This is a genomic window from Stenotrophomonas sp. YJH_SMC_133 (assembly GCF_059370655.1).
This window is the reverse complement of the sequence record NZ_JCAFTW010000005.1, coordinates 269979-294056: the sequence shown is the minus strand read 5'-3', so window position 1 is coordinate 294056 and position 24078 is coordinate 269979. Positions and strand designations below refer to the sequence as shown.

The window sequence follows — 24078 nt, the reverse complement described above, 5'->3', positions numbered from 1 at the left end:
CATGCTTTCTGATCTTTCCATTGATGGCGTGCTGATCCCCGGCCTGCTCGCCGTGGCCGCCGCCGCGCTGGCGCTGTCGATGCTGACCTCGCGCCTGCTCGCCAGCCTCGGCCTGTACCGGCTGTTCGCCGCGCGGCCCTTGGTGGGCCTGTCCCTGTTCGTGATCCTGGCGGAGCTGATGATCCGGCTCTCGCCCCTGCTCGAGAAATGAAATGAAACACCTGCTTGCCGTCATCGGGCGCTGGAGCGCTACGCTGGTTGTATTCGCGATTGCTGTCGTCGCCGCACTGTCCATCTGGAAGCGTTACGAAATGCGCCCGTGGACGCGGGATGGGCGGGTGCGCGCCGATGTGGTGCGCGTTGCATCGGACATGGGGGGGCTGGTCACCCAGGTGCTGGTGCACGACAACCAGCGGGTCAGCGCCGGACAGCTGCTTCTGGTGCTGGATCAACCGCGCTTCGCTGCCGCGCTTGAGAAGGCCGATGCAGCGGTCAGCAGCGCTCGCGCCACGCTGGCGCTGGCCCGCCGCGAATCGACACGGGACAACGCACTTGGCAACCTGGTCGCCTCGGAGACACGCGAACGCAATGCCGCCAAGGTCGATACCGAGTTGGCAGCGCTGGCGCAGGCACGGGCCGAACAGCGCGTCGCCCAGCTCAACGTGCAACGCACCGAGGTGCGCGCAACCACCGACGGCATCGTCACCAACCTGGACCTGCACGCGGGCGACTACCTGCAACCCGGTGCGCAGGCACTGGCGCTGATCGACACCCACAGCCTGCGTATCGAAGGCTACTTCGAGGAAACCAAACTGACCTGCATCACCGAGGGCGATGCCGCCGTGGCCCGGCTGATGGGCGACACCCGCGATGTCCGCGGACACGTTGACAGCATCGCCGCCGGCATTGCCGACGATCAGCGCTCAAGCACGCACAACCTGCTGCCGGCCGTGGCGCCGACCTATACCTGGGTGAGGCTGGCACAGCGCATCCCGGTACGCATCCGTATCGATGATGCGTCGCCGGATACCCGGCTGATCGTAGGTCGCACTGCGAGTGTGACCATCACCCCCTCGGCGCAGGGAGCCTGCAAGTGAGCGTGCGGACAGTACGTGGCGGGCTGCTTGCCCTGCTGCTGCCGATGACGGCCTGCGTGTCCGGCCCCGACTATCACCTGCCGGCGAGCGCTGTCGCAGCCTCCCCACGGGCGGCGCGGGCGTTCGTCTCGGGCCAGGAGGCATCGTTCAGCCACGACGCGCCACCGGATCGATGGTGGCAACTGTATGGCGACCCCCAGCTTGACGCCTACGTACGCGAAGCACTGGCGGCCAATACCGACCTGCGCGCCGCCGATGCCAACCTTCGGCGCGCCAGCGCGACCGTGCTGGAGTACCGCGCGCGCGGTGCCGTACAAGGGGACGTGGATGCATCGGGCACGCTCACCCATGCCGGTGGCTACACCCAGGCGTCGGCCGCACCGCAATCCTATGCGCTGGGCCTCCACCTCTCCTATCCGCTGGATCTCGCAGGCGGCATCCGCCGCGGCATCGAAGCCGCCAACGCGGACACGGAGGCTGTCGCTGCGGCACGCGACCAGGTCCGCGTGGTCGTCGCTGCGGCCGTCACCCGTGCCTATCTCCAGGTGTGCACAAGCAATCACACGCTCACTGCAACCCGGCAGGTGCTGGCGATACAGCGCGCTACGCTGGAGGCAACCCGACGCCTTGCTGCCGGCGGGCGCGGAACGGACTTCGATGTCAGCCGTGCCGGTGCAGCCGTCAATCGCAGCGCGGCGGCGATACCGCACCTGCTGGCGGAACGGCAGGCCTCACTGTTCGAACTGGCCGCACTGATGGGCAAAGTCCCGGCAGACTATCCCAGGGAAGCAGAAGGGTGCCCACAGCCCCCTGAGCTGCAGCAAGCATTGCCGATCGGTGACGGCTGGCAGCTGCTCCAGCGGCGCCCTGACGTACGCGCAGCCGAACGCAGCCTGGCCGCCGCGACTGCAATGATCGGTGTCGAGACGGCGGCTCTCTATCCGCAGATCACCCTGGGCGCCTCTTCGGGCGTCGCCGGCACACCGGCGCATCTGCTGTCGGCCGACGGCTTCGGTGCGAGCATCGGCCCCGTGCTGTCATGGCACTGGCCCAACCACCGCGCGGCGAAGGCCCGCATCGCAGCGGCCGGTGCCAATGCGGAGACCGCTCTCGCTTCCTTTGACGGCATCGTGCTGCAGGCACTGCGCCAGACCGAGACCGCGCTTTCTGCCTGCACGCAGGAGCTTGAACGCGAGCGCAGCCTAGCGCACGCGCGTCGGGACGCAGCCCGGGCCACCGAACAGGCACAGCACCTCTACCGCTTCGGCAGGATCGATTTTCTAGACGTGCTTTCGGCCCAGGCGGAGCTGGCAGATGCGGAGTCCGCATTGGCCGCCTCGCGCGCGGAACGCATTGACCGGCAGATGGATCTTTTCGTGTCGTTGGGCGGAGGCTGGGCTGCAACGGATTCGGCCCCGGGCGGGGTCCAATGACCCGTTGTCTGGCAACGACTGCAGGCCGCGCCGTCTGTTCAGGAAATTACCGCCTACACCCGCATTCATTCACATGGATTGCCCTATATTCCCGCCACAGCGCCGCATGCTGCGGCCATGACGGAGGCATCCCCATGAAGACCACACGTTTGCTTGCCATCGCATTGAGCGCAGCCACCGCGTTGGCCGCGGCCCCCGCCTTCGCCGATCCGCCGCACCACGCCCGAGGCAACGGCCCGCCGCCGCACGCAGGCGGCCCGCACCACCGCGACGCGCCGCCGCCGGGCTGGCAGAAGAAGGCCTGGCGACGTGGCGAGCGCCTGCCGTGGGCCGAAGTGGACCGCCGCTATTGGGTAGACGATTACGCGCGCTATGACCTGCGCGAACCGGGCCGCGACCGGCGCTGGGTGCGCCAGTCCGATAACGAGTATCTGCTGGTGGAGATCGCCACCGGCTTGATTGTTGACGCGCTGCATCGTTGAATGCGGAGCGCGCCGGGGCCCTGTAGCCGTGGCCCTGGCGCGCTCCCACCACACTGCGGCCGACATGAATGATGCGAACCACCGGATTCCAGAGCGCGTTTCTCATTGTTGGCCTCATCGCAGGCCAGCCGGCCCACGCTAGCCAGCAGCCATCAGCGGCGGATGTAAAAGCGATCGAACAGGTGGTCGAAGCGTTCCGCACCTCGCTGATCAACAAGGACAAGCCGACCTACATGGGCCTGTTCTTCTCGGACAAACCAGAAGACATCGGCTGGCAGTTCGTTTCCGAGGACGTGCGCCTGCAGGACATCCGCAAGGCCAAGCCCGATGCAATCAAGGCACGGCAGATTCCTGCAAACAACTTCATCGCGCTGATCGACGGGGCGGTGGCCTCGCCGAAGCCGAAGGAGGAGAAGTTCTCCAACACGAAGATCGAGACGGATGGTGATGTGGCTTCGGTCTCGTTTGACTACAGCTTCCACGACGATGGGGTGAAGACCAACTGGGGCAAGGAAATGTGGCAGCTGATCCGCACCGAACAGGGCTGGAAGATCTTCTCGGTGATCTACTCGGTCCGCGATTCACGCAGCCCGGCCGATTGAGCAGGGCTTGATGCGGGCGCCCTCACCCGCGATCCATTCAGCAAGGGCATTGGCATTCGGCGAGCGATCGGGCAGAGTTCGGCCACGCTCAAGGACGCATGCCATGACCCGCCTGCTGATCATCGAAGACAACCCCGAGCTGGTTGCCAACCTGTATGCCTTCTTTGAACCGCTGGGCTACGTCCTGGACGACGCCCGCGACGGCGCCAGCGGACTGCGCCGGGCCACGCAAGACGACTACGACGCCATCCTGCTGGACCTGATGCTGCCGCGGCTGGACGGCATGACGCTGTGCCAGAAGCTGCGCCAGGAGTTCCAGAACCCGGTGCCGATCCTGATGCTGACCGCGCGCGATCCGGTCGAAGACCGCGTGCAGGGCCTGGCCCTGGGCGCGGATGACTACCTGGTCAAACCGTTCTCGCTGACGGAACTGGATGCGCGGATCAAGGCCCTGGTACGACGGGCGCAGGGTCGCCAGGTCCAGAGCGTGCTGGCGTGGAAGGACCTGCAGGTAGACACGCGCTCGCCACAAGCCTGGCGGCAAGGCCGCTGCATTGCGCTGACGCCCACGTCGCACAAGCTGCTGATGTGCCTGGTGCGTGCGGCGCCGGCCGTGGTGCGCAAGCAGGAGATGGAATACCTGGTCTGGGGCGACGAGCCACCGGACAGCGGCGCGCTGCGAACCCACATCCATGAGCTGCGCCTGCAGGTGGACCGCAGCTTCGACACCGCGCTGATCACCACGGTGCACAGCGTCGGCTGGCGCATGCAGGCGTGACCCGTGCCTCCCTCTACCGCCGCCTGAGCCTGCGCACCCGCATCACGATCTCGTTCGTGCTGTTGATGGCCGGTGCCATGGGCTTCATCGTACTGGCCGAACAGGTGGACTACGACCAGGTCCGGGCCGCTGTCGTCGCGCGGACCCAGGACAATGAAGTACGCCGCCTGCAGGACGAACTCGCCCGTGGTCGGCGTCCCGACCTGCCCTCCGGCAGCGCACTGTTCGATGCCCAGGACGTGCCTGTCGTGCTGCGCCAATATGGCCCGGGATATCACGGCGAAGCAGCACCCAACGAGTGGCACCTGCGCGTGTTCGACAGTGCCGGCCAACGTTACTACCTGCTGCAGGACGCAGCGCCCTATGGCTATCTGGAATACCTGATCAATGCCTTTGCGGCACTGGTCATTTCGATCTGCGTGCTTGGCGCCTTCCTGATCGGTCGCAAGGTAGCGACCCACGTCATCGCGCCCATCACACGATTGGCCGATGCGGTGCAGGACGGCCACAAGCCCTTTCCCTACCAGGACGCACGCGATGAGATCGGCGTGCTCGCGCGCGCCTTTGCCCGCCATAGTGACGAGCTCGAACGGTTCCTGCATCGCGAACAGTGCTTCAGCGGCGATGCCAGCCACGAGCTGCGCACGCCCTTGGCCATCATCGGTGGTGCTGCCGAGACGCTGGCCTGCCAGCTTCCGGCCGACAGCCACCTGGTTCCCAGTGCCGAGCGCATCCTGCGCACCACCCAGGAGATGCAGCGCCAGCTGACCTGCCTGCTGCTGCTCTCTCGCGCCCCCAGCACCGTGCCACGCAACGAGGTGGCCCTGCGTGCGCTGATTGAATGCTGCATGGATCGCTGCCAGCCCTGGCTTTCCGGCAAGCCGGTGATCGTTGCGTTTGATGCCCTGCATGACACCGTGCTGCACACCAACGCGGATCTTGCGCGCAGCGTGATCTGGAACCTTCTGCGCAACGCCTGCCAGTACACCGAAAGCGGCGAAGTCCGGATCTCCCTCCACGACGCCGCACTCATCGTCGCCGACACGGGGCCCGGCCTGCCCTCCAGTATCGATCCACAGCTGTTCCAGCGCTTCGTACCCGCTAGCGTGCACAGCGGCGAGGGGCTGGGGTTGTCGATCGTGCAGCGCATCGTCGAGCACCTGGGTTGGAGGATGACGGTGCATTCATCGCAGCAGGGATGCCGGTTCAGCCTGGAGTGGCCCCTCTGACGATTTCCTGACGCACGCGTGCACATGCTGGGGATTGCTCACTTCACGGCGGAAACCGCATGCAGCACCCCAAGGACAGCGGCAAGTACCCGCACGGGAAGACCGGCCTGAGCCGCATCTTCCACACCCTCATCCATTCGCGTGATGGCTTCGTCGCCACCTTCCGCGGCGAGGCTGCCTTTCGCCAGCTGCTGCTTCTGCACGCGCTGTTGATCATTGCAGCGTTCGTACTGGACATCAGCGCGGTCGAGCGCGCGATAGTGCTGGCGGTCTGCTTCATCAGCCTGCTGGTGGAACTGCTCAACTCGGCGATCGAAGCGGTGGTTGATCGCATCTCCCTTGAACAGCATCCGCTGTCAAAGAACGCCAAGGATATGGGCAGCGCCGCGCAGACCACCGCACTGTTGATGGTGGGTGCTGTGTGGGGCCTCATCCTGCTGGGCTAGTCCGCCAACCTGACAACTTCCTGATAAAGCGGTTTCGATACTGCGCGCACTCCCGCTCCACGGAACCTGCTCGTGCGTCAATGCCGCCGTTTTCCACGGCCCCATCCGATCGTTCTGGTCTGGGCCGTCGCACTGTTCTTCACCACGATTGGAAACATCGCCCTCTGGAAGACGCTGTGGGGGCTGGTCGACCTCAACAGCGTGCGCAGCGTGCTGTTCCTGGCCAGCCTGCCGGTGGTGCTGTTCTGCCTGTTCAACCTGTTGCTGACGCCACTGCTGGCACTGCCATTCCTGCGCAGGCCGCTGCTGGTGCTGCTCGTTGTCGTCAGCGCCGCCTGCAGCTACTTCATGCTGCACTACAACGTGCTGATCGATCGCAGCATGGTGCAGAACGTGTTCGAGACCAACCAGGCCGAACTGAACGCCTATCTGTCGCTGCCACTACTGTTGACCCTGCTGGCGCTGGGCGTGCTGCCTGCTGCCGGGCTCGCCCTGGTGCGCACCACCAGCGGGGCCGGTTCGATACGTTCGTTGCTGGTGTGGCCGGCCAGCGCTCTGGCGTCATTGCTGGTACTGCTGGCAATCGGCTTCGCGTTCTACAAGGACTACTCCTCGCTGCTGCGCAACAACCGCTATCTCCGTGACCAGGTGCTGCCGTTGAATGTCGTGCGACATACCCACGGTTATCTGAAAGGCCTCTACAGCGCCCGCCAGCAACCCTTGCGCCCGATCGGCATGGACGCACGGCGCGTACCGGGCCCGCGTCCGAAGCTTGTGGTCATGGTCGTCGGCGAGACCGCGCGATCACAGAACTTCCAGCTCAACGGCTACCCACGCGCGACCAATCCCCGGCTATCGCGCAAGGAAGGCGTCATCAGCTTCAGTGATGTTTCCTCATGCGGAACCGCAACGGCGATCTCGGTGCCGTGCATGTTCTCGCAGATGACCCGCCGCCAGTATGACGATGTACGCGCAGCGACCGAGGAGAACGTGCTCGACATCCTGCAGCGCACGGGCATCAGCGTGCTCTGGCGCAACAACAACAACGGTGGCTGCAAAGGCGTGTGCGAACGCGTGCCGACCGAGGACATGCCCGCGCTGAAGGTGGCCGGCCAATGTGTCAATGCCGACGGCACCTGCTATGACGAGGTGCTGCTGCATCAGCTCGGTACACGCATTGACGCCATGAACGGTGACGCCCTGGTCGTGCTGCACCAGCTTGGCAGCCACGGCCCGACCTACTTCGAACGCTACCCGGCACAGTCGCGGGCATTCAGTCCGACCTGCGACAGCAACCAGATCCAGCAGTGCAGCAACGAGGCGCTGGTCAACACCTATGACAACACCCTGGTCCACACCGACCGCATGCTTGGCAGGACCATCGACCTGCTGCAGGGCTATTCGGACCGGCGTGATGTCGCGCTGATCTATGTGTCCGACCATGGCGAGTCGCTCGGCGAACGTGGCATGTACCTTCACGGCACGCCTTACTTCATCGCGCCGCGCGAGCAGACCCAGGTGCCGATGGTGATGTGGTTCCCACCGGAATTCAGCCGCAACGCGGGCGTGGACCTGGCCTGCCTGCGCGGGAATGCCCTGCACCGGGCGCACAGCCACGACAATGTCTTCCACTCACTGCTGGGCCTGTTCGGGGTCAACACCACGGTGTACCAGCCCGATCTGGATGTCTTCGCCGGATGCCGCGCGTCGGCTTCGCCGGCTGTGGCCACCTCGCCAGCCAAAGAACGGCGCCGGTTGATGCCGGTCGCTGCCCGCAACGTGGCGCGTTACTGCGCCGCCAGGGCGAAATCCAGGCCCGCACACACCGCCGCCACCTGGGCGTCGTTGCACTCCTGCGGGTTGGTGCGCGGGCTGTCCGGGTAGACCTCGGTGGTGGTGGCAAAGCGCGCGTCGGTGAAGCCGGCGCAGGCGCCGATCGACCGCGACTCACCCCACACCACGCCCGGTGACTGCAGCGGCAGGCCGACCAGGTTGCCCTCGGCGTCGGCCGGGGCGATATGGGTGACTGGCGCGACCGCAGCGATCAGGGCCTTCTGGAACTCGGCCTGCGGGTCTTCGCTGTTGCCGATCACGTAGAAGCCATCCGGAATGGTGTCGCGCTCGAACGGCTTGCCGTCGCGGGCGCAGCGCGCCGGATCGAACTCGTGCAGGTCGCTGTCGGTGGTCTCGTGCAGGTCCAGGTGCACCAGCAGGTTCGGTTTGCGCTCGGCCACCCAGGCCATCAGCGCGGCCGCTTCCTCGATCTGGCCGCCGTCACGGAAGCTGCGGTTGGGGTCGATGGCATCCGGGTTCCAGCGCTGGATGCGCTCGTAGCCCCACGGGCTGACGCACGGTGCCACGATCAGGTTCAGCCGGCCCAGGTAACGCTCAGCCTGCTGTTCCAGGAACTGCAGGGCGCCATGCACGCCGCTGGTCTCGTAGCCATGCACACCACCAGTGATCAGTGCGGTCGGCAGCGCCGGGTTCCAGTCGTGGTTGACCACGGCGAACAGCGGGTAATGGTCCGGCGCATAGTCCAACTGGCCGTACTGGATCACATCGAAGCTGTCGTCCAGGCGCTCGAGCGCGGCCACCACGTCGTCGTGATAGCTGCGCTGGCGCTGCTGGCGGGCCCGCCACTGTGCGCGTTCCGCGTCGCCCCAGGGCTGTCCGGGGGTGCCGATCGGGTAGAACTGCGCAACGGTCATTGGGGAACTCCAGGGGTCGAACGGATGGGTGCAGCCGGACATTCTAAGCCTTGTCGCGCCTGCGGGCGCCCCCGCCCGGCCCCGCCTTCATCCAGGCCGGGTCATCTGGTTGTAAAATCAACGGTTTTTGGCCCCTCACCCCTTGATGGCGAACGCAGCGCAGCCGGTCCTGGGTGGACCGGAATTCCTCCGCCTGCTCGCCCGTCTCAGCGACGGCGCGATGCCGGCCAGCAGTCCCGCCCTGACCGATCGCCTCGGCCAGTGGGTGGACTGGAGCCGTGCCGTGGCCCTGTCCGGGGCGCTCGGCGGACGCCTGCCCGAGCCCGGTGAAGCCGCCGAAGCCGTCGAGGATGTGCTGGCCGACTGCGTCCAGGCGCACACCAGCCTGCTGGCCTCGATCAGTGAGGACGCCGAGACCGAGCGCCTGCTGGATCTGGCCGAAGCTGCCGCTGCACCCAACTTCGCCTCGCTGCGCCAGCGCTACCGGGTACTGCAGCAGGCCATCCAGACCGCCACCGGGCGCTTGCGCGGCCGCCTGCGCGACCAGCTGGTGCAGGTTTCGCCCGAGCTGGCGCGGCTGGCCGAGGTCGATGCGGTGATGGAACAGACCCTCACCCCGCGCGAGCACAGCCTGCTGGCCACTGCGCCGGCCGTGCTCGGTGCCCGTTTTGAACGCGTGCACGGCCAGCCCGGCTGGCGCGCGGCCTTCCGCCATGACATGCGCACCCTGCTGCTCGCCGAGCTGCAGCTGCGCTTCCACCCGATCGAAGGGCTGCAAGACGCCCTGCGCTCCCACTGACCGGAACACCATGTCCAGAACTGCTTTCCATGTCGTTGTTTTCCTTGTCGGCCTGCTGGCCGTGTGCTGGATCGGCATTGGCTATGTTTCGGTGCATCCGCTGGGTGCAGCGGTGGCGGCGATCATCGCGGCCTGCTACATCGCCGGTGGCGTGGAGCTGTACCGCTACCGCCAGGCCAGCAACGGCCTGCGCAGCGCACTGAACGACCTGTCCAGCGCGAAGGAGAGCCTCGCTCCCTGGCTGGAGCGCGTGCCCGCAGGCCTGCGCAACGCCGTGCGCCTGCGCGTGGAAGGCGAGCGTACCGCCCTGCCCGCTCCGGTGCTGACCCCTTACCTGGTCGGCCTGCTGGTGCTGCTGGGCATGCTCGGCACCCTCCTGGGCATGATGGACACGCTGCGTGGCACCGGACTGGCCCTGCAGAGCGCGACCGACATGGCCGCGATCCGCGGCTCGCTGGCCTCGCCGGTGCAGGGTCTGGCGGTGGCATTCGGCACCTCGATCGCCGGTGTGGCCAGCTCGGCCATGCTCGGTCTGCTGGCCGCGCTGCTGCGTCGTGACCGCCTGCAGGCCGTGCAGCAGCTGGACCGCGCCATCTCCGGCGACCTGCATCCGTACTCGCAGGCCTGGCAGCGCGCCGAGTCGCTGCGCCTGCTGCAGGCACAGTCCGCGGCGCTGCCGGCGCTGGTCGACCGCCTGCAGGAGATGACCAGCACCTTTGAACAGCACAGTGCGGCCGCCAATGAGCGCCTGCTGGCCGGCCAGGCCGAGTTCCTGACCCAGAGCCAGGCGCTGCAGGAACGCCTGGCGGTCTCGCTGCAGCAGTCGCTGCGCGAAGGGGCTGAAGCCAGCGCCGCCGCCATCGGTGGCGCGCTGCAGCCGATGGCCGAGACCACCCTGGCTGGCCTGGCCCATCACGGCGAAGCACTGCATGCCCGCGTCGAGCAGGCCGTGCAGCAGCAGCTGGCCGGCCTGAGCGACGGTTTTGAGCGCAGCCGCGTCGCCACCGAGGCCAGCTGGGCCAAGGTGGTGAGTGAACAGACCCAGGCACAGCAGGCACTGGTGAGCGACCTGCGCCAGCACCTGCAGGCCTTCAGCGATGGCCAGGCCACGCATGCCGAAGCGCTGGTCACACGTATCGGCGAGCGCCTGCAGGCCGATGCACAGGACAATGCGGAGGCCTTGCGTGCTGCCGCCGAACAGCAGCAGGCCCTGAACAGCGCGCTGGTCGAGCGCCAGCAGCAGGCGTTGATCGCCGCCAGCGAGCATCTGGACGCGCGTGCGCAGGCGCTGCTGCAGGCACTGGAGCAGCAGCACAGCGCCAGCCAGTCGCTGCTGCAGGACCACGAACAGCAGCGTTTGCAGGATTGGCAGGCCGCGCAGGCCGCCGCTGCCACCGCGCACGCCGAACTGCAGGCCGGCCTGGACAGCCGCGAGCAGCAACGCCAGGCGCGCTGGGACGCGGTCAGCGCCGAGTTGCAGCAGGCCCACGCCGCCCTGCAGGCGCAGCTGCAGGCCGGCGACGAACAGCGCCTGCAGCGCTGGAGCGATGCTCTGCAGCACGTTTCCACCGAGCTGGCCGAGCGCCTGCAGGCCAATGGCGAACGCCTGGCCGCGCAGCAGCAGCGCGTCTGCGACACGCTGGCGGAGACCGCACAGCAGATCGGCGAGAACGGTCGCGCACAGGCCAGCGCCACGCTGGCCGAAGTGTCCACCCTGCTGCAGACCGCCGCCGCCGCGCCGAAGGCCGCAGCCGACGTCATCAACGAGCTGCGCAGCACGCTGTCCGAGAGCCTGGTGCGTGACAACGCGATGCTGGAAGAACGCGGACGCCTGCTGGCCACCGTGCAGACCCTGCTGGATGCGATCAACCACGCCTCGCACGAACAGCGCACCGCTGTGGACGCACTGGTCGGTGGCTCGGCCGAGTTGCTGGAACGCGTCGGCAACCGCTTCACCGACCATATCGCCGCCGAGACCGGAAAGCTGGACGGTATCGCCGCAGCGCTCCACGGCAGCGCCGGTGAAGTCGGCCAGCTGGCCAGCAGCTTCGGCGAAGCGGTCGCGCAGTTCGGCAGCGCCTCCACCGAGCTGTCCGGCCGCCTGGAACAGATCGGCGGCGCACTGGATGCCTCGCTGGCCCGCAGCGACGAGCAGCTGGCCTACTACGTGGCGCAGGCGCGCGAGGTGGTCGACCTCAGCCTGCTGTCGCAGAAGCAGGTGATGGAAGAACTGCAGCAGCTGGCCACGCGCCGCGGCAAGGCCGGTAGCGCATGAGCGACGAGCTGGAGGTCGATGGCGGTTCGCACGCCCCGATCTGGGCCGCCTTCGGCGACCTGATGTCGGTGCTGCTGGGCGCGTTCGTGCTGATACTGGTCGGTGTGGTCGCGGTGCAGCTGGAGCTGTCGCAGCGGCTGGACCAGGAAGTGAAGCAGCGCCAGGCCGAAGCCAAGCGCCTGCAGACCCTCGAACAGGCGCTGGCGGGCCCGTTGGCCGCCGGTCGCGTGACGCTGGTGGATGGCCGCATCGGCATCAGCGGCAGCGTGCTGTTCGCGCTGAACTCCGACCAGCTGCAGCCGGAAGGCCAGGAGCTGCTGCGCAGCCTGGCCGCACCGCTGGCCGCCTATCTGGGCAGCCGCGAAGAGATCCTGATGGTCAGCGGCTTCACCGATGACGCACCGGTGCGCGAAGGCAACCGGCGTTTCGCCGACAACTGGGAGCTGTCCGCGCAGCGCTCGCTGACCGTAACCCGCACCCTGATCGCCGATGGCGTACCGGCTGACGCCGTGTTCGCCGCCGCGTTCGGCAGCGAGCAGCCGGTCAGTTCCAATGCCAATGAGGAAGGCCGCGCACGCAACCGCCGCGTGGAGATCGCGCCGATTCCCAAGCCCAAGGCCCCGGATGCCAAGTAAGCTTTCAGCGCTCGAAGGCCTGCGCGCACTGGTGCGCGACCTCGATGCGGGGTCGCGCTCGCTGCCGCATTACCCGCAGGTGCCGATGCTGCAGCAGGTGCAGCGCGAGTGGTCGGAGCTGCGCAGCGAACTGCAGGTGCGCCGCTCACTGCGCACCGAGGCCCCGGCCGACGGCGGCCCGCTGAACTCGGCGGTGCTGGTGCAGCGCATGCTGGACACGATGCAGGCCACCAGTCCCGGCTACCTGCGCCACTTCATCGACTATGTGGATACGTTGTCGTGGCTGCAGGCGCTGCAGGACGGCGCCGCCAGCGGTGCAGATACCGCGAAGCCGAAGCGGACACGCAAGCCGCGCTGAACATTCACTGGTAGTGCCGGCCGCTGGCCGGCATCAAACCGGACCGACCACGGCCGAAGCGCGCGCAAGCGGCGCTGAACAGCGAATGGCCGTGCTGAACATTGACTGGTAGTGCCGGCCGCTGGCCGGCAGCCATGCAACTCCGCGCAGGTCATGAGGTTGCCGGCCAGCGGCCGGCACTACCATCGAGGCTGCTCTGTGCGCCGGAACGCAATCTGCGCTGCGCTTCGCCCTTGCTTTGGTAGTGCCGGCCGCTGGCCGGCATCACAACCAGACCGACCACGACCGAGGCGCGCACAAGCGGTGCTGAACAGTCAATGGCCGCGCTGAACATTGACTGGTAGTGCCGGCCGCTGGCCGGCAGCTATGCATCTCCGCGCGGGTCATGGGGTTGCCGGCCAGCGGCCGGCACTACCACCGAGGGCGCTCTGTGCGCCGGAACGCAATCTGCGCTGCGCTTCGGCTTTGCTGTGGTAGTGCCGGCCGCTGGCCGGCATCACAACCAGACCGACCACGGCCGAGGCGCGCGCAAGCGGCGCTGAACAGCGAATGGCCGTGCTGAACATCGACTGGTAGTGCCGACTGCCGGCCGGCAGCCATGCATCTCCGCGCGGGTCATGGGGTTGCCGGCCAGCGGCCGGCACTACCATCGAGGCTGCTCTGTGTGCCGGAACGCAATCTGCGCTGCGCTTCGCATTTGCTTTGGTAGTGCCGGCCGCTGGCCGGCATCACAACCAGGCCGACCATCGCCGACGCGCGCGAAAGCGGCGCTGAACAGCGAATGGCCGTGCTGAACATTCACTGGTAGTGCCGGCCGCTGGCCGGCATCACAACCAGGCCGACCATGCATACGGATACTCGCCAATCTGCCCAGCAAGACCGGCGCGCACCGGATTCCCCAGGATGTACAGCGCTTGCTGCGCCAGCGACTCCTCCGCCCTCACTGCATGATCAAAGTAGCCAGACTGCCAGACCGTACATCGACGCCCCACCAGGCGATTCAGGGCGAGCGCGCTCGACGATTTCATCCGGCGCGCGATGTCGGGAAGGTGAGCTGCGCGCAGCTCGAACATCCAGTGGACGTGTTCCGGCATGACGACCCATGCGTGTGACTGTACGAGCCCGCGCTGTTCGATGTAGTGGAACTGGTCGATTGCACATGCTGCTGCAGCTTCGCTTTCAAAGAGCCGGCGGCGCTGGTGTGTCGTGGTTGTCAGAACGTAGGACTGGCCGATGATCGAGTGACGGCCCAGGCGGAGGCGATGGCTGCTCATGCGCCATGGTGGGTCGATCATTGCGCGTTGGCTGTCGGGCCATGCCTCGATGGAGGTTGGGAGATGTCTGAAGTTGAATGAGGTTGCCGGCCAGCGGCCGGCACTACCGGGACTATGGATTGCCGGCCAGCGGCCGGCACTACCGGAGCTGTGGGTTGCCGGCCAGCGGCCGGCACTACCGGGGCCATGGATTGCCGGCCAGCAGCCGGCACTACCGGAGCTGTGGGTTGCCGGCCAGCGGCCGGCACTACTGGGACTATGGATTGCCGGCCAGCGGCCGGCACTACCACTGCCGGCAGGCGGCGGTCGGGGCTCAGGCGCGCAGGGTGGCGCCGCCGTCCACGTACAGGTCGCTCATCGCCACGTGCCCGGCCTGTTCCGAGAGCAGGAACATCACTGAGTGCGCAATGTCCTCGGGGGTGGCCAGCTTGCGCAGTGGAATGCCGGCCTTGTAGGACTCCAGGCTGCCGGCGATTACCCGCTCGGCACCGCGCTCGTCCTGCCACATGCCGGTCTGCATCGGGGTCAACGTGGACCCCGGGGCGACGATGTTGCAGCGGATGCCCAGCGGCGCCAGCTCCAGCCCGAGGCAGCGGGTGAACATGGTGGCGGCGGCCTTGGACGCGGCATACGCCGCCATGCCATGCCGCGGCACACCGGCCGCATTCGAGCTGACGGTGACGATCGCGCCCTGGCCACGCGGTGACATCACCCGCGCCAGCGCACGCCCAACGTGGAACACGCCATCGGCGTTGACCGCGAACACCCGGCGCCAATCGGTATCGGTGGTCTCCGCAACAGCTCCCACATGCAGAACACCCGCCACGTTGGAGGCAAGGCCAATGGGCCCGATGCCGGCTTCCACACGATCCACCAGGGCGTCCACCGCTGCGCTGTCGGTCACGTCGAGTGCGAACGACCTGACCCGCGTATCGGCCACGTGTGGCGCCTCACGATCGGTCGCCACCACCGTGCAGCCGGCCTCGGCCAACAGCCGTACCAGTGCCTCGCCGATGCCGCCGGCGGCACCGGTCACCAACGCCACGCGGCCTTCAAAACCGGTCAACTGCATGTTGCGATCTCCTGTTGCTCGTCCCATTGGCGCAACCGCGCCGACAACCACGGCGCCAGCTGCGCCACCGCATCGCGGCCGGTCAGCTCGGCGTGCAGGAACGGCAGTTCCAGCGCCTGCACCTTGCGCGCGTGGGTCCGCCACAACGCCGACTGCAGCTGCGGCCGCGCGTGGTGATCCCGGCCCGCGCGGACGTGCACCAGCGTGCCGTCGAACGGTTGGTGGATGTGTTCGCGGATCAATCGATTGGTGCCGGTCACCGCGCGCACCACGCCATCGAGCACCACATCCGGCAGGCTGCCGAGTGCACTACCGCCACGTCGCAGGAACGCGAGAATGCGTTCACGGCTGTCCAGTTCCGGATGCGCATCCGGGTCATGACCGGCAATCGCCAGCAGTGCCCGCAATGCAGCGATGGCATCGGGTTCCGGCTCGGCCCGCCAGCACTCGCTGGGATAGGCGTCCAGAAGCACCAGCTCGCCAACCTCGCGCCCGATCTCGTGGAGGCGCACCGCCATCGCCTGGGCGAGGATGCCACCCACCGACCAGCCCAGCAGATGCACCGGCCCCTTCGGCTGCAATGCGACCACGCGCTGTACGTAGTCGTTGGCCATCGCCTTGATGCTGCTTGGCAGCGGCAGCCGCGCGTCCAGGGCCGGCGACTGCAGGCCATACACCGGGCGTGCCGGCTGCAGTGCCCGGGCCAGGGTGCGGTAGTTCCAGGCGATCCCCCCGGCCGGGTGCAGCACGAACAGCGGCGTGGGCCCGGCAGCGTCGGTCGCGGCCAGCGCGATCACTGGCCCCAGTGCGTGATCGGCCAGCGCGGGCGGCTCGGCAATGCGAACTGCCAGCGCGGCCACGGTGGGCTGGGCAAACAAGGCACCCAGACCCAGATCGCAGCGCCAGCGCTGCTCGATCGCCAGCAGCAGGTGCACCGCCGACAGCGAATCACCGCCGAGACTGAAGAAATCTGCATCCACTGCCACCGGCGCCTCACGCCCAAGCGCCTGTGCGAACATCAACGCCAGCTCCTGTTCCAGCGGCGTGCGTGGCGCCAAGCCGGCAACTTCAAGTTGCGGTGGCTTCGGCAACGCGTTGCGATCGAGCTTGCCGTTGGCGGTCACCGGCCAGTGGTCCACACCAACGAAGGCCGAGGGCACCATGTAGTCCGGCACACGCGTGGCGAGGTGGCTGCGCAGCGTCACGGCGTCGGCATGCGCCGCTGGAACATAGGCCACCAGACGCGCATCGCCGGGAGCATCCTGGCGCAGCAGCACTTCCACCCGCTCCATGCCAGGCAGCTCGCGCAGTGCCGCCTCGATCTCGCCCAGCTCGATGCGCAGGCCGCGCAGTTTCACCTGGTGGTCGCTGCGGCCCAGGTACTCGACCGCACCATCGCGCCGCCAGCGTGCCACGTCGCCGGTGCGGTAGATACGCTCGCCCGGCAGGAAAGGATCGGCAAGGAAGCGCTCGGTAGTCAGGTCATCGCGACCGAGATAGCCGCGTGCCAGTTGCACACCACCCAGGTACAGGTCACCGGCCACGCCTACCGGCACCGGCTGCATCCGCGCGTCCAGCACGTACAGGCGGGTGTTCCAGACCGGGAATCCGATCGGCACCGGCCGCGAGCGATCCTGCGCCGACGCCGGCCAGTAGCTGACATCCACCGCCGCCTCGGTCGGGCCGTACAGGTTGTGCAGCTCGGCGTGCACGTGCGTGTGGAAACGGTCGCGCAATGAGGCATCCAGCGCCTCGCCACTGGTGAACACCCGTCGCAGCTGCAGCCCTTCGGAGGCCGGTGCAGCGAGGAAGGCATCGAGCATCGACGGCACGAAATGCACCGTGGTGATCCCATGCCCGCGGATCAAGCGCGCCAGTTCGATGGGATCGCGATGCACGTCCGGCCCGGCGACCACCAGCGTGGCCCCGCACAGCAGCGGCAGGAAGAACTCCCAGACCGAGACATCGAAGGTGGCCGGGGTCTTCTGCAGCACGCGGTCATCGGCGCGGATGCCGTAGTGCTCGCGCATCCACAGCAGGCGGTTGACGATGGCACGATGTTCGATGACCACGCCCTTCGGCTCGCCGGTCGAGCCGGAGGTATAGATCACGTAGGCCGCATCGTCAGGTGCCGGATCGGCCCACGGCGCGGCGAAGCTCAGCGCCGTCCACTGCTCCGGCGCGAGCACCGGTACGCCGGCCATGCGCGCCGATACGTCCGCCTCAGCCAGGACGCAGACAGGCTGTGCCGATGCGAGAATGCGCGCCAGCCGCTCATCAGGATGGGCAAGATCCAGCGGAAGATAGGCCGCGCCTGCGCGCAGCACTGCGACCAGCGCGATCACCAGCTCCAGCGAGCGCGGCAAAGCCACCGCCACCACGCGGCCCGGGCCGACATCCATCGCCCGCAGCTGTGCCGCCAGCGCGAAACTGCGCGCTTCCAGCGTTGCGTAGTCCAGCGTAGTGTCGCCGAACACCAGTGCCGGCGCGTGCGGATCCCGATCCATGCCCTGCTGCAACAGCTCGACCAGGGTCGTCTCCGGCAGCGCGTGCGCGGTGGCATTGAAGCCCTGCAGCACCTGCTGCGCCTCCTCGGGCGTCGCCAGAGGTACGGCTGCGATATCGTCAGCCTGCAGTGCCGCGGACACGAAATGCAGCAGCCGCGCCGCGTGCGCCTCGACATCCTCGCGACTGTACAGCGCAGGATTGGCCTCGATCTCCAGATCCAGCAGACGCTGGCCATCGCCACGGAAGCCCAGCGTCAGGTCATCCACCGGCCCGGTGCACAGCACCTCCAGCGTCGCCTGCACGTCGGCCAGCGTCAGCGCCTTGTAGAACGGCTGCACATTCACCAGCGGACCGTGCAGGCGCTGCTGCGCGCCGACCAGGCCCAGGTCCCGGCGCAGCTGCTCACCGCGGTAACGGCCGTGCTTGCGACCCTGGCTGAGCTGCCGGCCCAGGCCGCGGGTGAAGGCCTCCACGCTGCCCTCGCCGGCCGCCACGCGCAGCGGCAACACATTCATCACCATCGCCGGCACCCGCGCCGACGCGTTGCCGAGCCGCCCCATGTAGGGCACGCCCAGCACCACTTCATCGGCCGCGCTCATCCGCCGCAGGTACTCGGCCGACAACGCGGCCAGCACATCCGGCCAGGGCTGCAGCCAACGCACAGAGGCCTGCAGCAGCTGCTCACGGAAGGCCGCATCGAGCGGCTGCACCCAGCGCAGCGCGTCGTCACTGGCCGCGAGCGTGCCGGCCAGGCCCACGCCTGCCGGTGCGCCCTGCATGTGCTCACGCCACCACTGCCCGGCCAGCGCGCGGCGCGGATCGGCACGATAAGCGGCATCATCGGCCAGCACGCCCGCCAGCCCCGGCAGTGGCTCACCCATGCGGCCGGCGTACAACGCGCACACGCGATCGGTGAACAGCGCCATGCCATAGCCATCAGCCGCCAGATGATGCACCCGCAGGTACCAGACCCAGCGCTGCCCGCCCAGCTCAAGCAGCATCTGTTGGCTGATCCGGTCGCGGGCGGGGTCGACCGGGCTCAGCCGGTCGGCGTGCATCAGGCTGCGTGCCGCAGCGGCAGCATCCGCTTCGGCGGAAACATCACGCACCGAGAGCAGCGGCACGTGTGCCGGGTCGTACCACTGCAGCGGCTGGCCATCGGCCCCTTCGGCAAAGCGCAGCGCAAAGGCCTGGGCTTCGAACGCAGCCTGGTCTGCCGCTGCAACGAACGCGGTCACGTCCAGCGGGCCATCGATCCACACCGCGTGCGCGGTATTGAATGACGGATTGTCCGGCGCCAGCCGCTGTGCAAACCACAGTCCGGTCTGGGCCTCGGTCAATGCCACCGGCGTGGCCAGCGCAGCGGCGTTCATGCGTTCTGCGCGGCCTGCAGCGTCTGCACCACGTTCCACCACTGGCGCAGCGTGGTGTGTTCGGCCAGCTGCGAGAACTCAATCGGCAGGCCGGTGTTGCCCCAGGCCAGGACCAGGCCGAGCATGCGCATCGAGTCCAGGTCCAGGTCGATCAGGTTGTCGTCGTCACCGATCTCGGCAGGCGTACATTCCAGAACGCGCGCCACGTCGGCACGCATCCGCTCCAGATCCAGCATCTCAGCGGTGGCAGCCATCACAGCACCTCCAGCAACTGGTCGGTGGTCATCGGCACCCCGCTGGTGCGCGCGATCCAGTGCAGCGCCTGATCGTGATCGGCGCGCGAGAAGTCCGCCACGGCATCGGCGGCAATGAAGGCCTCGATATCACGCTGGAACGCCTCGACCACGGTCGCCGTGCAGCCGATATGGGCGTACACGCCGGTCACCAGCAGCTGGTCGCGCCCGCGCGCCCGCATCAGCGTCTCCAGGTTGCTGCGCTGGAACGCGCTGTAACGGTGCTTCACCAGCACGTTCTCGCCCGGCTGCGGTGCCAGCGCCTCGATGATCGGTTCATGGTCGGCGCTGCGGCGCATGCCCGGTCCCCACAGGTCGGCCTGCAGGCCACGGTCACGGCGGTCCTGGTCGCCATGCTGGGCCGTGTAGAACACCGGAATGCCGTGCGCGCGGCAATGCGCCAGCAGGCGTGCGATGTTGTCCACGGCCGGCCGCAGCGGTGCGTTGCCGGCGTCGAACGCAGCCAGGAAGTAGCGCTGCATGTCGTGTACCAGCAGCGCGACGCGATCGCGCTGCGGGCGCCACGGGCCGCGTGCCTGTGGCAGCTCGGCGGCAGTCGGCAAGGGGTAATCGGTGATACGGGGCAGCGCCATCAGCGCGTTCCTCCTGTCTGTTGCAGATGACGCGCGCGCAGTTGCGCGCGCAGTTCGCGGCGGCTGATCTTGCCGACCGCGGTGGTATCGAAACTGTCGACGAACACGACCTGGTCGGGCACCTTGAACGCCGCCAGGCCGCGCCCGCGCATCCAGGACTTCAGCGCCGGCGCCTTGAACGGCTCGCCCTGCGCAATCACGAACGCACAGCTGCGCTCGCCCAGATACTCATCGGGAATGGAGACCACGGCGGCATCGAACACGCCCGGATGTGCCAGCAAGTGGTCTTCGATCTCCTCGGCGGAGATCTTTTCGCCGGCACGGTTGATGTGGTCACCGGCGCGGCCCTGCACCACCAGGTAGCCTCCGGGCAGCTGCTGCACACGGTCACCGGTACGATAGAAGCCGTCATCGGTGAACGAGCGCGCATTGGCCACCGCGTCGTTGTGGTAGCCGCGGATGGTGTACGGGCCACGGGTGAGCAGATGCCCCACCTCGCCTTCGGCCACCGGCTGGTCATGGTCATCGACCACGCGCACTTCATCATCCGGACTGATCGGCCGGCCCTGGCAGGCCACGATCAGCTCCTCCGGGTCATCCAGCCGTGTGTAGTTGACCAGGCCTTCGGCCATGCCGAACACCTGCTGCAGCGTGCAGCCAAGACCATCAATCACCCGCCGTGCAGCTTCCGGCACCAGTTTGGCGCCGCCTACCTGCAGTACCTGCAGGCTGGACAGGTCATGCTTGCTCGTAGCCGCGGCCTGCGCCCACAGCAGCGCCAGCGGCGGCACCAGGCCGCAGCAGGTCACCTGCTCGCGGGCGATCAGCGGGAAGGCCGCATCCGGCCCGGAGCCGGGACTGAGCACCACGCGGGCACCGGCATACAGCGCGCCGAAGAAGCCCGGCGAACTCATCGGGAAATTGTGCGCGGCCGGCAGCGCGACCAGATAGACGCTGTCGCGGTCGATGCCGCAGAGGTCATTGCTGGCACGGAACGAGTAAATGTAGTCGTCGTGGGTACGCGGAATCAGCTTGGACAGCCCGGTGCTGCCTCCGGAAATCTGCAGGAACGCCACCGACTGCGGGTCCGGATCGGCCGGCAGCTGGCTGCGATCGCCCTGCAGTGCCTCCAGCGCGACGAACTCCGCCGCATCGCCGTCGATCACCACATGGCGAACGGCCGGCACTTCGGCCTGCAGCGCCCGCGCCAATCCGCGATGATCGAAGCCATCGTGCAGTGTGGTGGTGATGTAGGCACTGGCTTCAGCCTTGTTGGCGAAGTGCACCAGCTCGGTGATGCGGTGCGCCGGCAGCGCGTACACCGGCACCAGGCCGGCGCGGAACAGGCCACAGACCGTGGTGATGAAGCCTGCCGTGTTGCCCAGCTGCACCAGCACCCGTTCGCCGGGCTGCAGACCGAGCGCCAGCAGGCCGGCACCGATCCGTCCGGCCTCATGCCACAGCTGCGCGTAGCTCAGGCGTACGTCGCCGGCGACCACCGCGATGTCGTCGGCATAGCGTTCTGCACATTCGCGCAGGAACGCCGGGAAGGTCTCGCCACGCCAATGACCGGCTTCGCGATAGCGCGCCACCAGCGTGTCGGGCCACACCTGCTGCAGCGGCAGGCGGGAAGAGTCAGTGGAGGTACTCATGCGGCAGGCTCGATGGCGGGCGCGGATTCATGGACACCCAGCGCGTTCAACAGGGCAGCGAACTTCGCTGCGGTTTCGGCCACCTCGGCCTCGGGGTGTGACTCGGCGACGATGCCGGCACCGGCATACAGGCGCAGCTGCGTGCCCTGCAGGCGCGCGCAGCGGATCGCCACGTACCAGTCGCCGTCACCCTGCGCGTCCAACCAGCCCACGGCACCGGCGTAGAAGCCGCGCGGCACCGGTTCCAGCTCGCGGATGCGCTGCAGCGCCGCCAACCGTGGCGTACCGCAGACTGCCGGCGTGGGGTGCAGCTGCGCCAGCAGTTCGGCGGCAGACGCCTGCGGATCCTTCAGGGTGGCGTGGATGCGGGTGCCCAGGTGCCACATACTGGCGGTGGCATGCAGCACCGGGCGCGGCTGCGCATCGATGTGGCTGCAGTACGGTGCCAAGCCCTCGACGATGGCTTCGACCACGTGGCGGTGCTCGTCGTGGTCCTTGGTCGAGGCCAGCAGCGCCTGCGCCGCACGCTCGTCCTCGGCGGCATCGGCGCTGCGCCGCGCGGAACCGGCCAGCGGATGCGACAACAGCTCGGCGCCGCGCTTGCGCAGCAGCAGTTCCGGCGTCGCCCCCACCAGCCAGGCCGGTGCCTGGCCCAGCTCCACCGGCAACGGCACCGCGTAGGTCGCCACCGACGGATCTGCGCCCAGGCGTGCCAGCAGCACGTCCGGAGACAGCGCCTGGCGGGTGCGTGCCAGCAGGCTGCGCGCCAGCACCACCTTCTGGAGGTTCAGTTCGGGCGCGCGCAGTACCTGCACCGCCGCGGCAACCGCTGACGCATAGTCCTGCGGCGCAGGCTCGGCCTTCAGGGAACCGTCCAGCGGCGGTGCGGCCTGCGGCTGCAGTGCCAGTGCCGGCAGCAGGCGCTCGGGCTGGAATAGCGCATCGTCCGCACGCGGTTCGAACGGCACTGCGCCAACCAGCAGGCCCGGGCCGCCACGCTGCCGGGCAAAGAACGCCGAGACGCGTTCTGCCAATGTCGCCAGTGCACCGGCCGGCAGCGTGGCGCGGCAGCCGCGTGCATGCACGTGCTGGCCGGCATGCTGCAGCAGGAACAGCGACGCGTCGTCGGTGCTGTCCAGTGACGCTGGCGCAGCCTCCGGCCACGCGCCCTGCATCAGGGAATCGTTCATGGGGTCTCCTTCGTCCGATGCGCTGCAGCCAGCGCGCACAGCAACAGCAGCAGCGCACCGACCAGCAGGTAAGGCAGGCTCGGCCCGCCGCGATACAACAGCGTGCCGAGCATCGGCCCGGCCACCATGCCCAGCCCCTGCGCGGCAGCGACGGTGCCGGCGGCGGCGCCCTGCTCGTGCGCCTCCACCGCATCGGCGGCCAGCGCCTGGAACGAGGGGAATACGAAGCCCATGCCAAACGCGGCCAACGCGTACGCCGCCGGCAACTGCCAGCCCTGCTGCACGCCCGCCACCGAAGCAAAGCCAATGCCGGAAATCAGGGCGCCAAGGACGATCCAACGGCGTGGATGTACCTCCAGCTTCATCACCAGCGCCTGCGCCAGGATCAGGCCGACACCAACGGCGGTAAGTGCGATGCCGGCCATGCGTGCACCGGCCGCCGCATCCAGGCCCAGGCGATCAATCGCGAAGAAGCCGACCGTGACCTGCGCGATGGTCACCGAGACCATCGCGATGAACGCTGCCAGCTGCGGCAGGCGCAGGCGCGCGTCGAGACGGCTCATCGGCGTGCGGCGCTGTGCGGACGCGCCCACCACCGGTGGTGTAGCCGGCAGCCGCCAGGCCAGCAATGCCAGTGCCAGCAACGGCAGCAACGCGGCCACGTACAGCGCCAGCGAAAGATTGGTATAGGCCAGCCAGCCGGCAGCGGCCGGACCCAGTACCATGCCCAGCGCGTTGGCACTGCCCAGCCGGGCGAGGAAACTGGCGCGCTGCCCGGTCGGTGCCTTGTCGGCAATCAGCGCAGCGGCCGTGGGCGGCACGGCCGCGTAGAACAGCCCGATCAAGCCGCGCGCGCCGACCAGCACCAGCACCGACACCAGTACCGGCGGCACCGCCTGCAGGGCGACGTCGATGAACACCGCCAGTGCGATGTAGACCGCCGTATAGGCACTCATCGCCAGGATCAGCACGCGCTTGCGCCCAATGTGGTCGCTGAGCTGGCCCCAGGGGCGCGCGGCCAGCATCCACAACACGCCTGCGGCGGTGACCGACAGGCCGGCATGCCACTCGGACAAGCCGAGCATGCGGACCACCGGGCCGATCACGGCGACGAAGGACATCATCGCCATGGTGCCGATCAGGGCAGCCAACACCAGCGCCGGCAAGCCGGGAACGACGGGACGTGCGTGCATGGAACACCAGCCGTAACAGGAAAGGATGGCCGGGCACGCCTGCGCACCCCGCCCGGCACCGGCCCTGCTCAGGACCGGACGCCACCCT

The 24078-nt window shown here is 68.0% G+C and carries 22 protein-coding genes; 13 read left to right on the top strand and 9 right to left on the bottom strand.

Going from position 1 to position 24078, the window contains the following annotated elements; all coding sequences use genetic code 11:
• Position 1 precedes the first annotated feature (1 nt).
• The 9 genes from AC5P78_RS09705 (at position 2) to eptA (ending at position 7951) form a co-directional block, all read left to right on the top strand.
• Entirely contained in the window at positions 2–211 is a 210-nt protein-coding gene (locus AC5P78_RS09705; protein ID WP_049471367.1) for a DUF1656 domain-containing protein, read from the top strand.
• Position 212: 1 nt separating this feature from the next.
• Positions 213–1097 (top strand): HlyD family secretion protein, encoded by an 885-nt coding sequence (locus tag AC5P78_RS09700; protein WP_065183849.1) that lies wholly within the window; start codon positions 213–215, stop codon positions 1095–1097.
• A complete protein-coding gene (locus AC5P78_RS09695) occupies positions 1094–2530 on the top strand; it encodes an efflux transporter outer membrane subunit (RefSeq protein WP_065183848.1) in 1437 nt (478 codons plus the stop codon). Before AC5P78_RS09700 ends, AC5P78_RS09695 begins: the two co-directional genes overlap by 4 nt.
• Before the next feature lie 134 nt (positions 2531–2664).
• Positions 2665–3012 carry an RcnB family protein gene (locus AC5P78_RS09690; RefSeq protein WP_005409930.1) on the top strand — a complete coding sequence of 116 codons (348 nt, stop codon included), beginning with the start codon at positions 2665–2667 and terminating at the stop codon, positions 3010–3012.
• A gap of 71 nt (positions 3013–3083) precedes the next feature.
• On the top strand, positions 3084–3614 hold the full coding sequence (locus AC5P78_RS09685) for a Cif family virulence factor (protein WP_012480496.1): 531 nt from the start codon (positions 3084–3086) through the stop codon (positions 3612–3614).
• Between the two features lie 103 nt (positions 3615–3717).
• Positions 3718–4392: a response regulator transcription factor gene (locus tag AC5P78_RS09680; RefSeq protein WP_012480497.1), complete on the top strand. Its 675-nt coding sequence runs from the start codon at positions 3718–3720 to the stop codon at positions 4390–4392.
• Positions 4389–5621, top strand: coding sequence for a sensor histidine kinase (locus tag AC5P78_RS09675; RefSeq protein WP_049397968.1), 1233 nt, complete (start codon positions 4389–4391; stop codon positions 5619–5621). The genes AC5P78_RS09680 and AC5P78_RS09675 overlap by 4 nt, the downstream gene beginning before the upstream one ends.
• Before the next feature lie 59 nt (positions 5622–5680).
• Positions 5681–6067 carry a diacylglycerol kinase gene (locus AC5P78_RS09670; protein WP_012480499.1) on the top strand — a complete coding sequence of 129 codons (387 nt, stop codon included), beginning with the start codon at positions 5681–5683 and terminating at the stop codon, positions 6065–6067.
• 72 nt (positions 6068–6139) lie between these two features.
• Entirely contained in the window at positions 6140–7951 is a 1812-nt protein-coding gene (eptA, locus tag AC5P78_RS09665) for a phosphoethanolamine transferase EptA (RefSeq protein WP_065183846.1), read from the top strand.
• Here eptA and AC5P78_RS09660 read toward each other — a convergent pair.
• Positions 7855–8775 (bottom strand): M14 family metallopeptidase, encoded by a 921-nt coding sequence (locus AC5P78_RS09660; protein WP_005409936.1) that lies wholly within the window; start codon positions 8773–8775, stop codon positions 7855–7857. The two genes, eptA and AC5P78_RS09660, sit on opposite strands and share 97 nt — an antisense overlap.
• Before the next feature lie 145 nt (positions 8776–8920).
• On the opposite strand from AC5P78_RS09660, the gene AC5P78_RS09655 reads away from it, so the two are divergent.
• Genes AC5P78_RS09655 through AC5P78_RS09640 form a run of 4 tightly spaced genes read left to right on the top strand, consistent with a single transcriptional unit; the run spans position 8921 to position 12842 of the window.
• On the top strand, positions 8921–9574 hold the full coding sequence (locus AC5P78_RS09655) for a DUF3348 family protein (protein ID WP_065183844.1): 654 nt from the start codon (positions 8921–8923) through the stop codon (positions 9572–9574).
• A 10-nt stretch (positions 9575–9584) separates the two neighbouring features.
• Positions 9585–11849, top strand: a complete 2265-nt coding sequence (locus AC5P78_RS09650; RefSeq protein WP_099527620.1) for a DUF802 domain-containing protein — start codon at positions 9585–9587, stop codon at positions 11847–11849.
• On the top strand, positions 11846–12484 hold the full coding sequence (locus AC5P78_RS09645; RefSeq protein ID WP_005409939.1) for an OmpA family protein: 639 nt from the start codon (positions 11846–11848) through the stop codon (positions 12482–12484). Before AC5P78_RS09650 ends, AC5P78_RS09645 begins: the two co-directional genes overlap by 4 nt.
• Positions 12402–12842: a DUF2894 domain-containing protein gene (locus tag AC5P78_RS09640; RefSeq protein ID WP_329761753.1), complete on the top strand. Its 441-nt coding sequence runs from the start codon at positions 12402–12404 to the stop codon at positions 12840–12842. Before AC5P78_RS09645 ends, AC5P78_RS09640 begins: the two co-directional genes overlap by 83 nt.
• 827 nt (positions 12843–13669) lie before the next feature.
• Here AC5P78_RS09640 and AC5P78_RS09635 read toward each other — a convergent pair.
• The 8 genes from AC5P78_RS09635 to AC5P78_RS09600 form a co-directional block, all read right to left on the bottom strand.
• Positions 13670–14116, bottom strand: a complete 447-nt coding sequence (locus AC5P78_RS09635; protein WP_099527622.1) for an REP-associated tyrosine transposase — start codon at positions 14114–14116, stop codon at positions 13670–13672.
• A gap of 313 nt (positions 14117–14429) precedes the next feature.
• Positions 14430–15188 carry a 2,3-dihydro-2,3-dihydroxybenzoate dehydrogenase gene (locus AC5P78_RS09630; protein WP_100438593.1) on the bottom strand — a complete coding sequence of 253 codons (759 nt, stop codon included), beginning with the start codon at positions 15186–15188 and terminating at the stop codon, positions 14430–14432.
• Positions 15179–19069 (bottom strand): enterobactin synthase subunit F, encoded by a 3891-nt coding sequence (locus AC5P78_RS09625; protein ID WP_414498239.1) that lies wholly within the window; start codon positions 19067–19069, stop codon positions 15179–15181. Before AC5P78_RS09625 ends, AC5P78_RS09630 begins: the two co-directional genes overlap by 10 nt.
• Positions 19066–19323 (bottom strand): phosphopantetheine-binding protein, encoded by a 258-nt coding sequence (locus AC5P78_RS09620; RefSeq protein ID WP_005409947.1) that lies wholly within the window; start codon positions 19321–19323, stop codon positions 19066–19068. The genes AC5P78_RS09625 and AC5P78_RS09620 overlap by 4 nt, the downstream gene beginning before the upstream one ends.
• A complete protein-coding gene (locus AC5P78_RS09615; RefSeq protein WP_138969900.1) occupies positions 19323–19955 on the bottom strand; it encodes an isochorismatase family protein in 633 nt (210 codons plus the stop codon). The genes AC5P78_RS09620 and AC5P78_RS09615 overlap by 1 nt, the downstream gene beginning before the upstream one ends.
• Complete coding sequence (locus AC5P78_RS09610) at positions 19955–21607, bottom strand: (2,3-dihydroxybenzoyl)adenylate synthase (protein ID WP_099484255.1); 1653 nt, start codon at positions 21605–21607, stop codon at positions 19955–19957. Before AC5P78_RS09610 ends, AC5P78_RS09615 begins: the two co-directional genes overlap by 1 nt.
• On the bottom strand, positions 21604–22797 hold the full coding sequence (locus AC5P78_RS09605; RefSeq protein WP_062606203.1) for an isochorismate synthase: 1194 nt from the start codon (positions 22795–22797) through the stop codon (positions 21604–21606). The genes AC5P78_RS09610 and AC5P78_RS09605 overlap by 4 nt, the downstream gene beginning before the upstream one ends.
• Positions 22794–23990, bottom strand: coding sequence for an MFS transporter (locus AC5P78_RS09600; RefSeq protein WP_062606205.1), 1197 nt, complete (start codon positions 23988–23990; stop codon positions 22794–22796). The genes AC5P78_RS09605 and AC5P78_RS09600 overlap by 4 nt, the downstream gene beginning before the upstream one ends.
• Between the last annotated feature and the right edge of the window lie 88 nt (positions 23991–24078).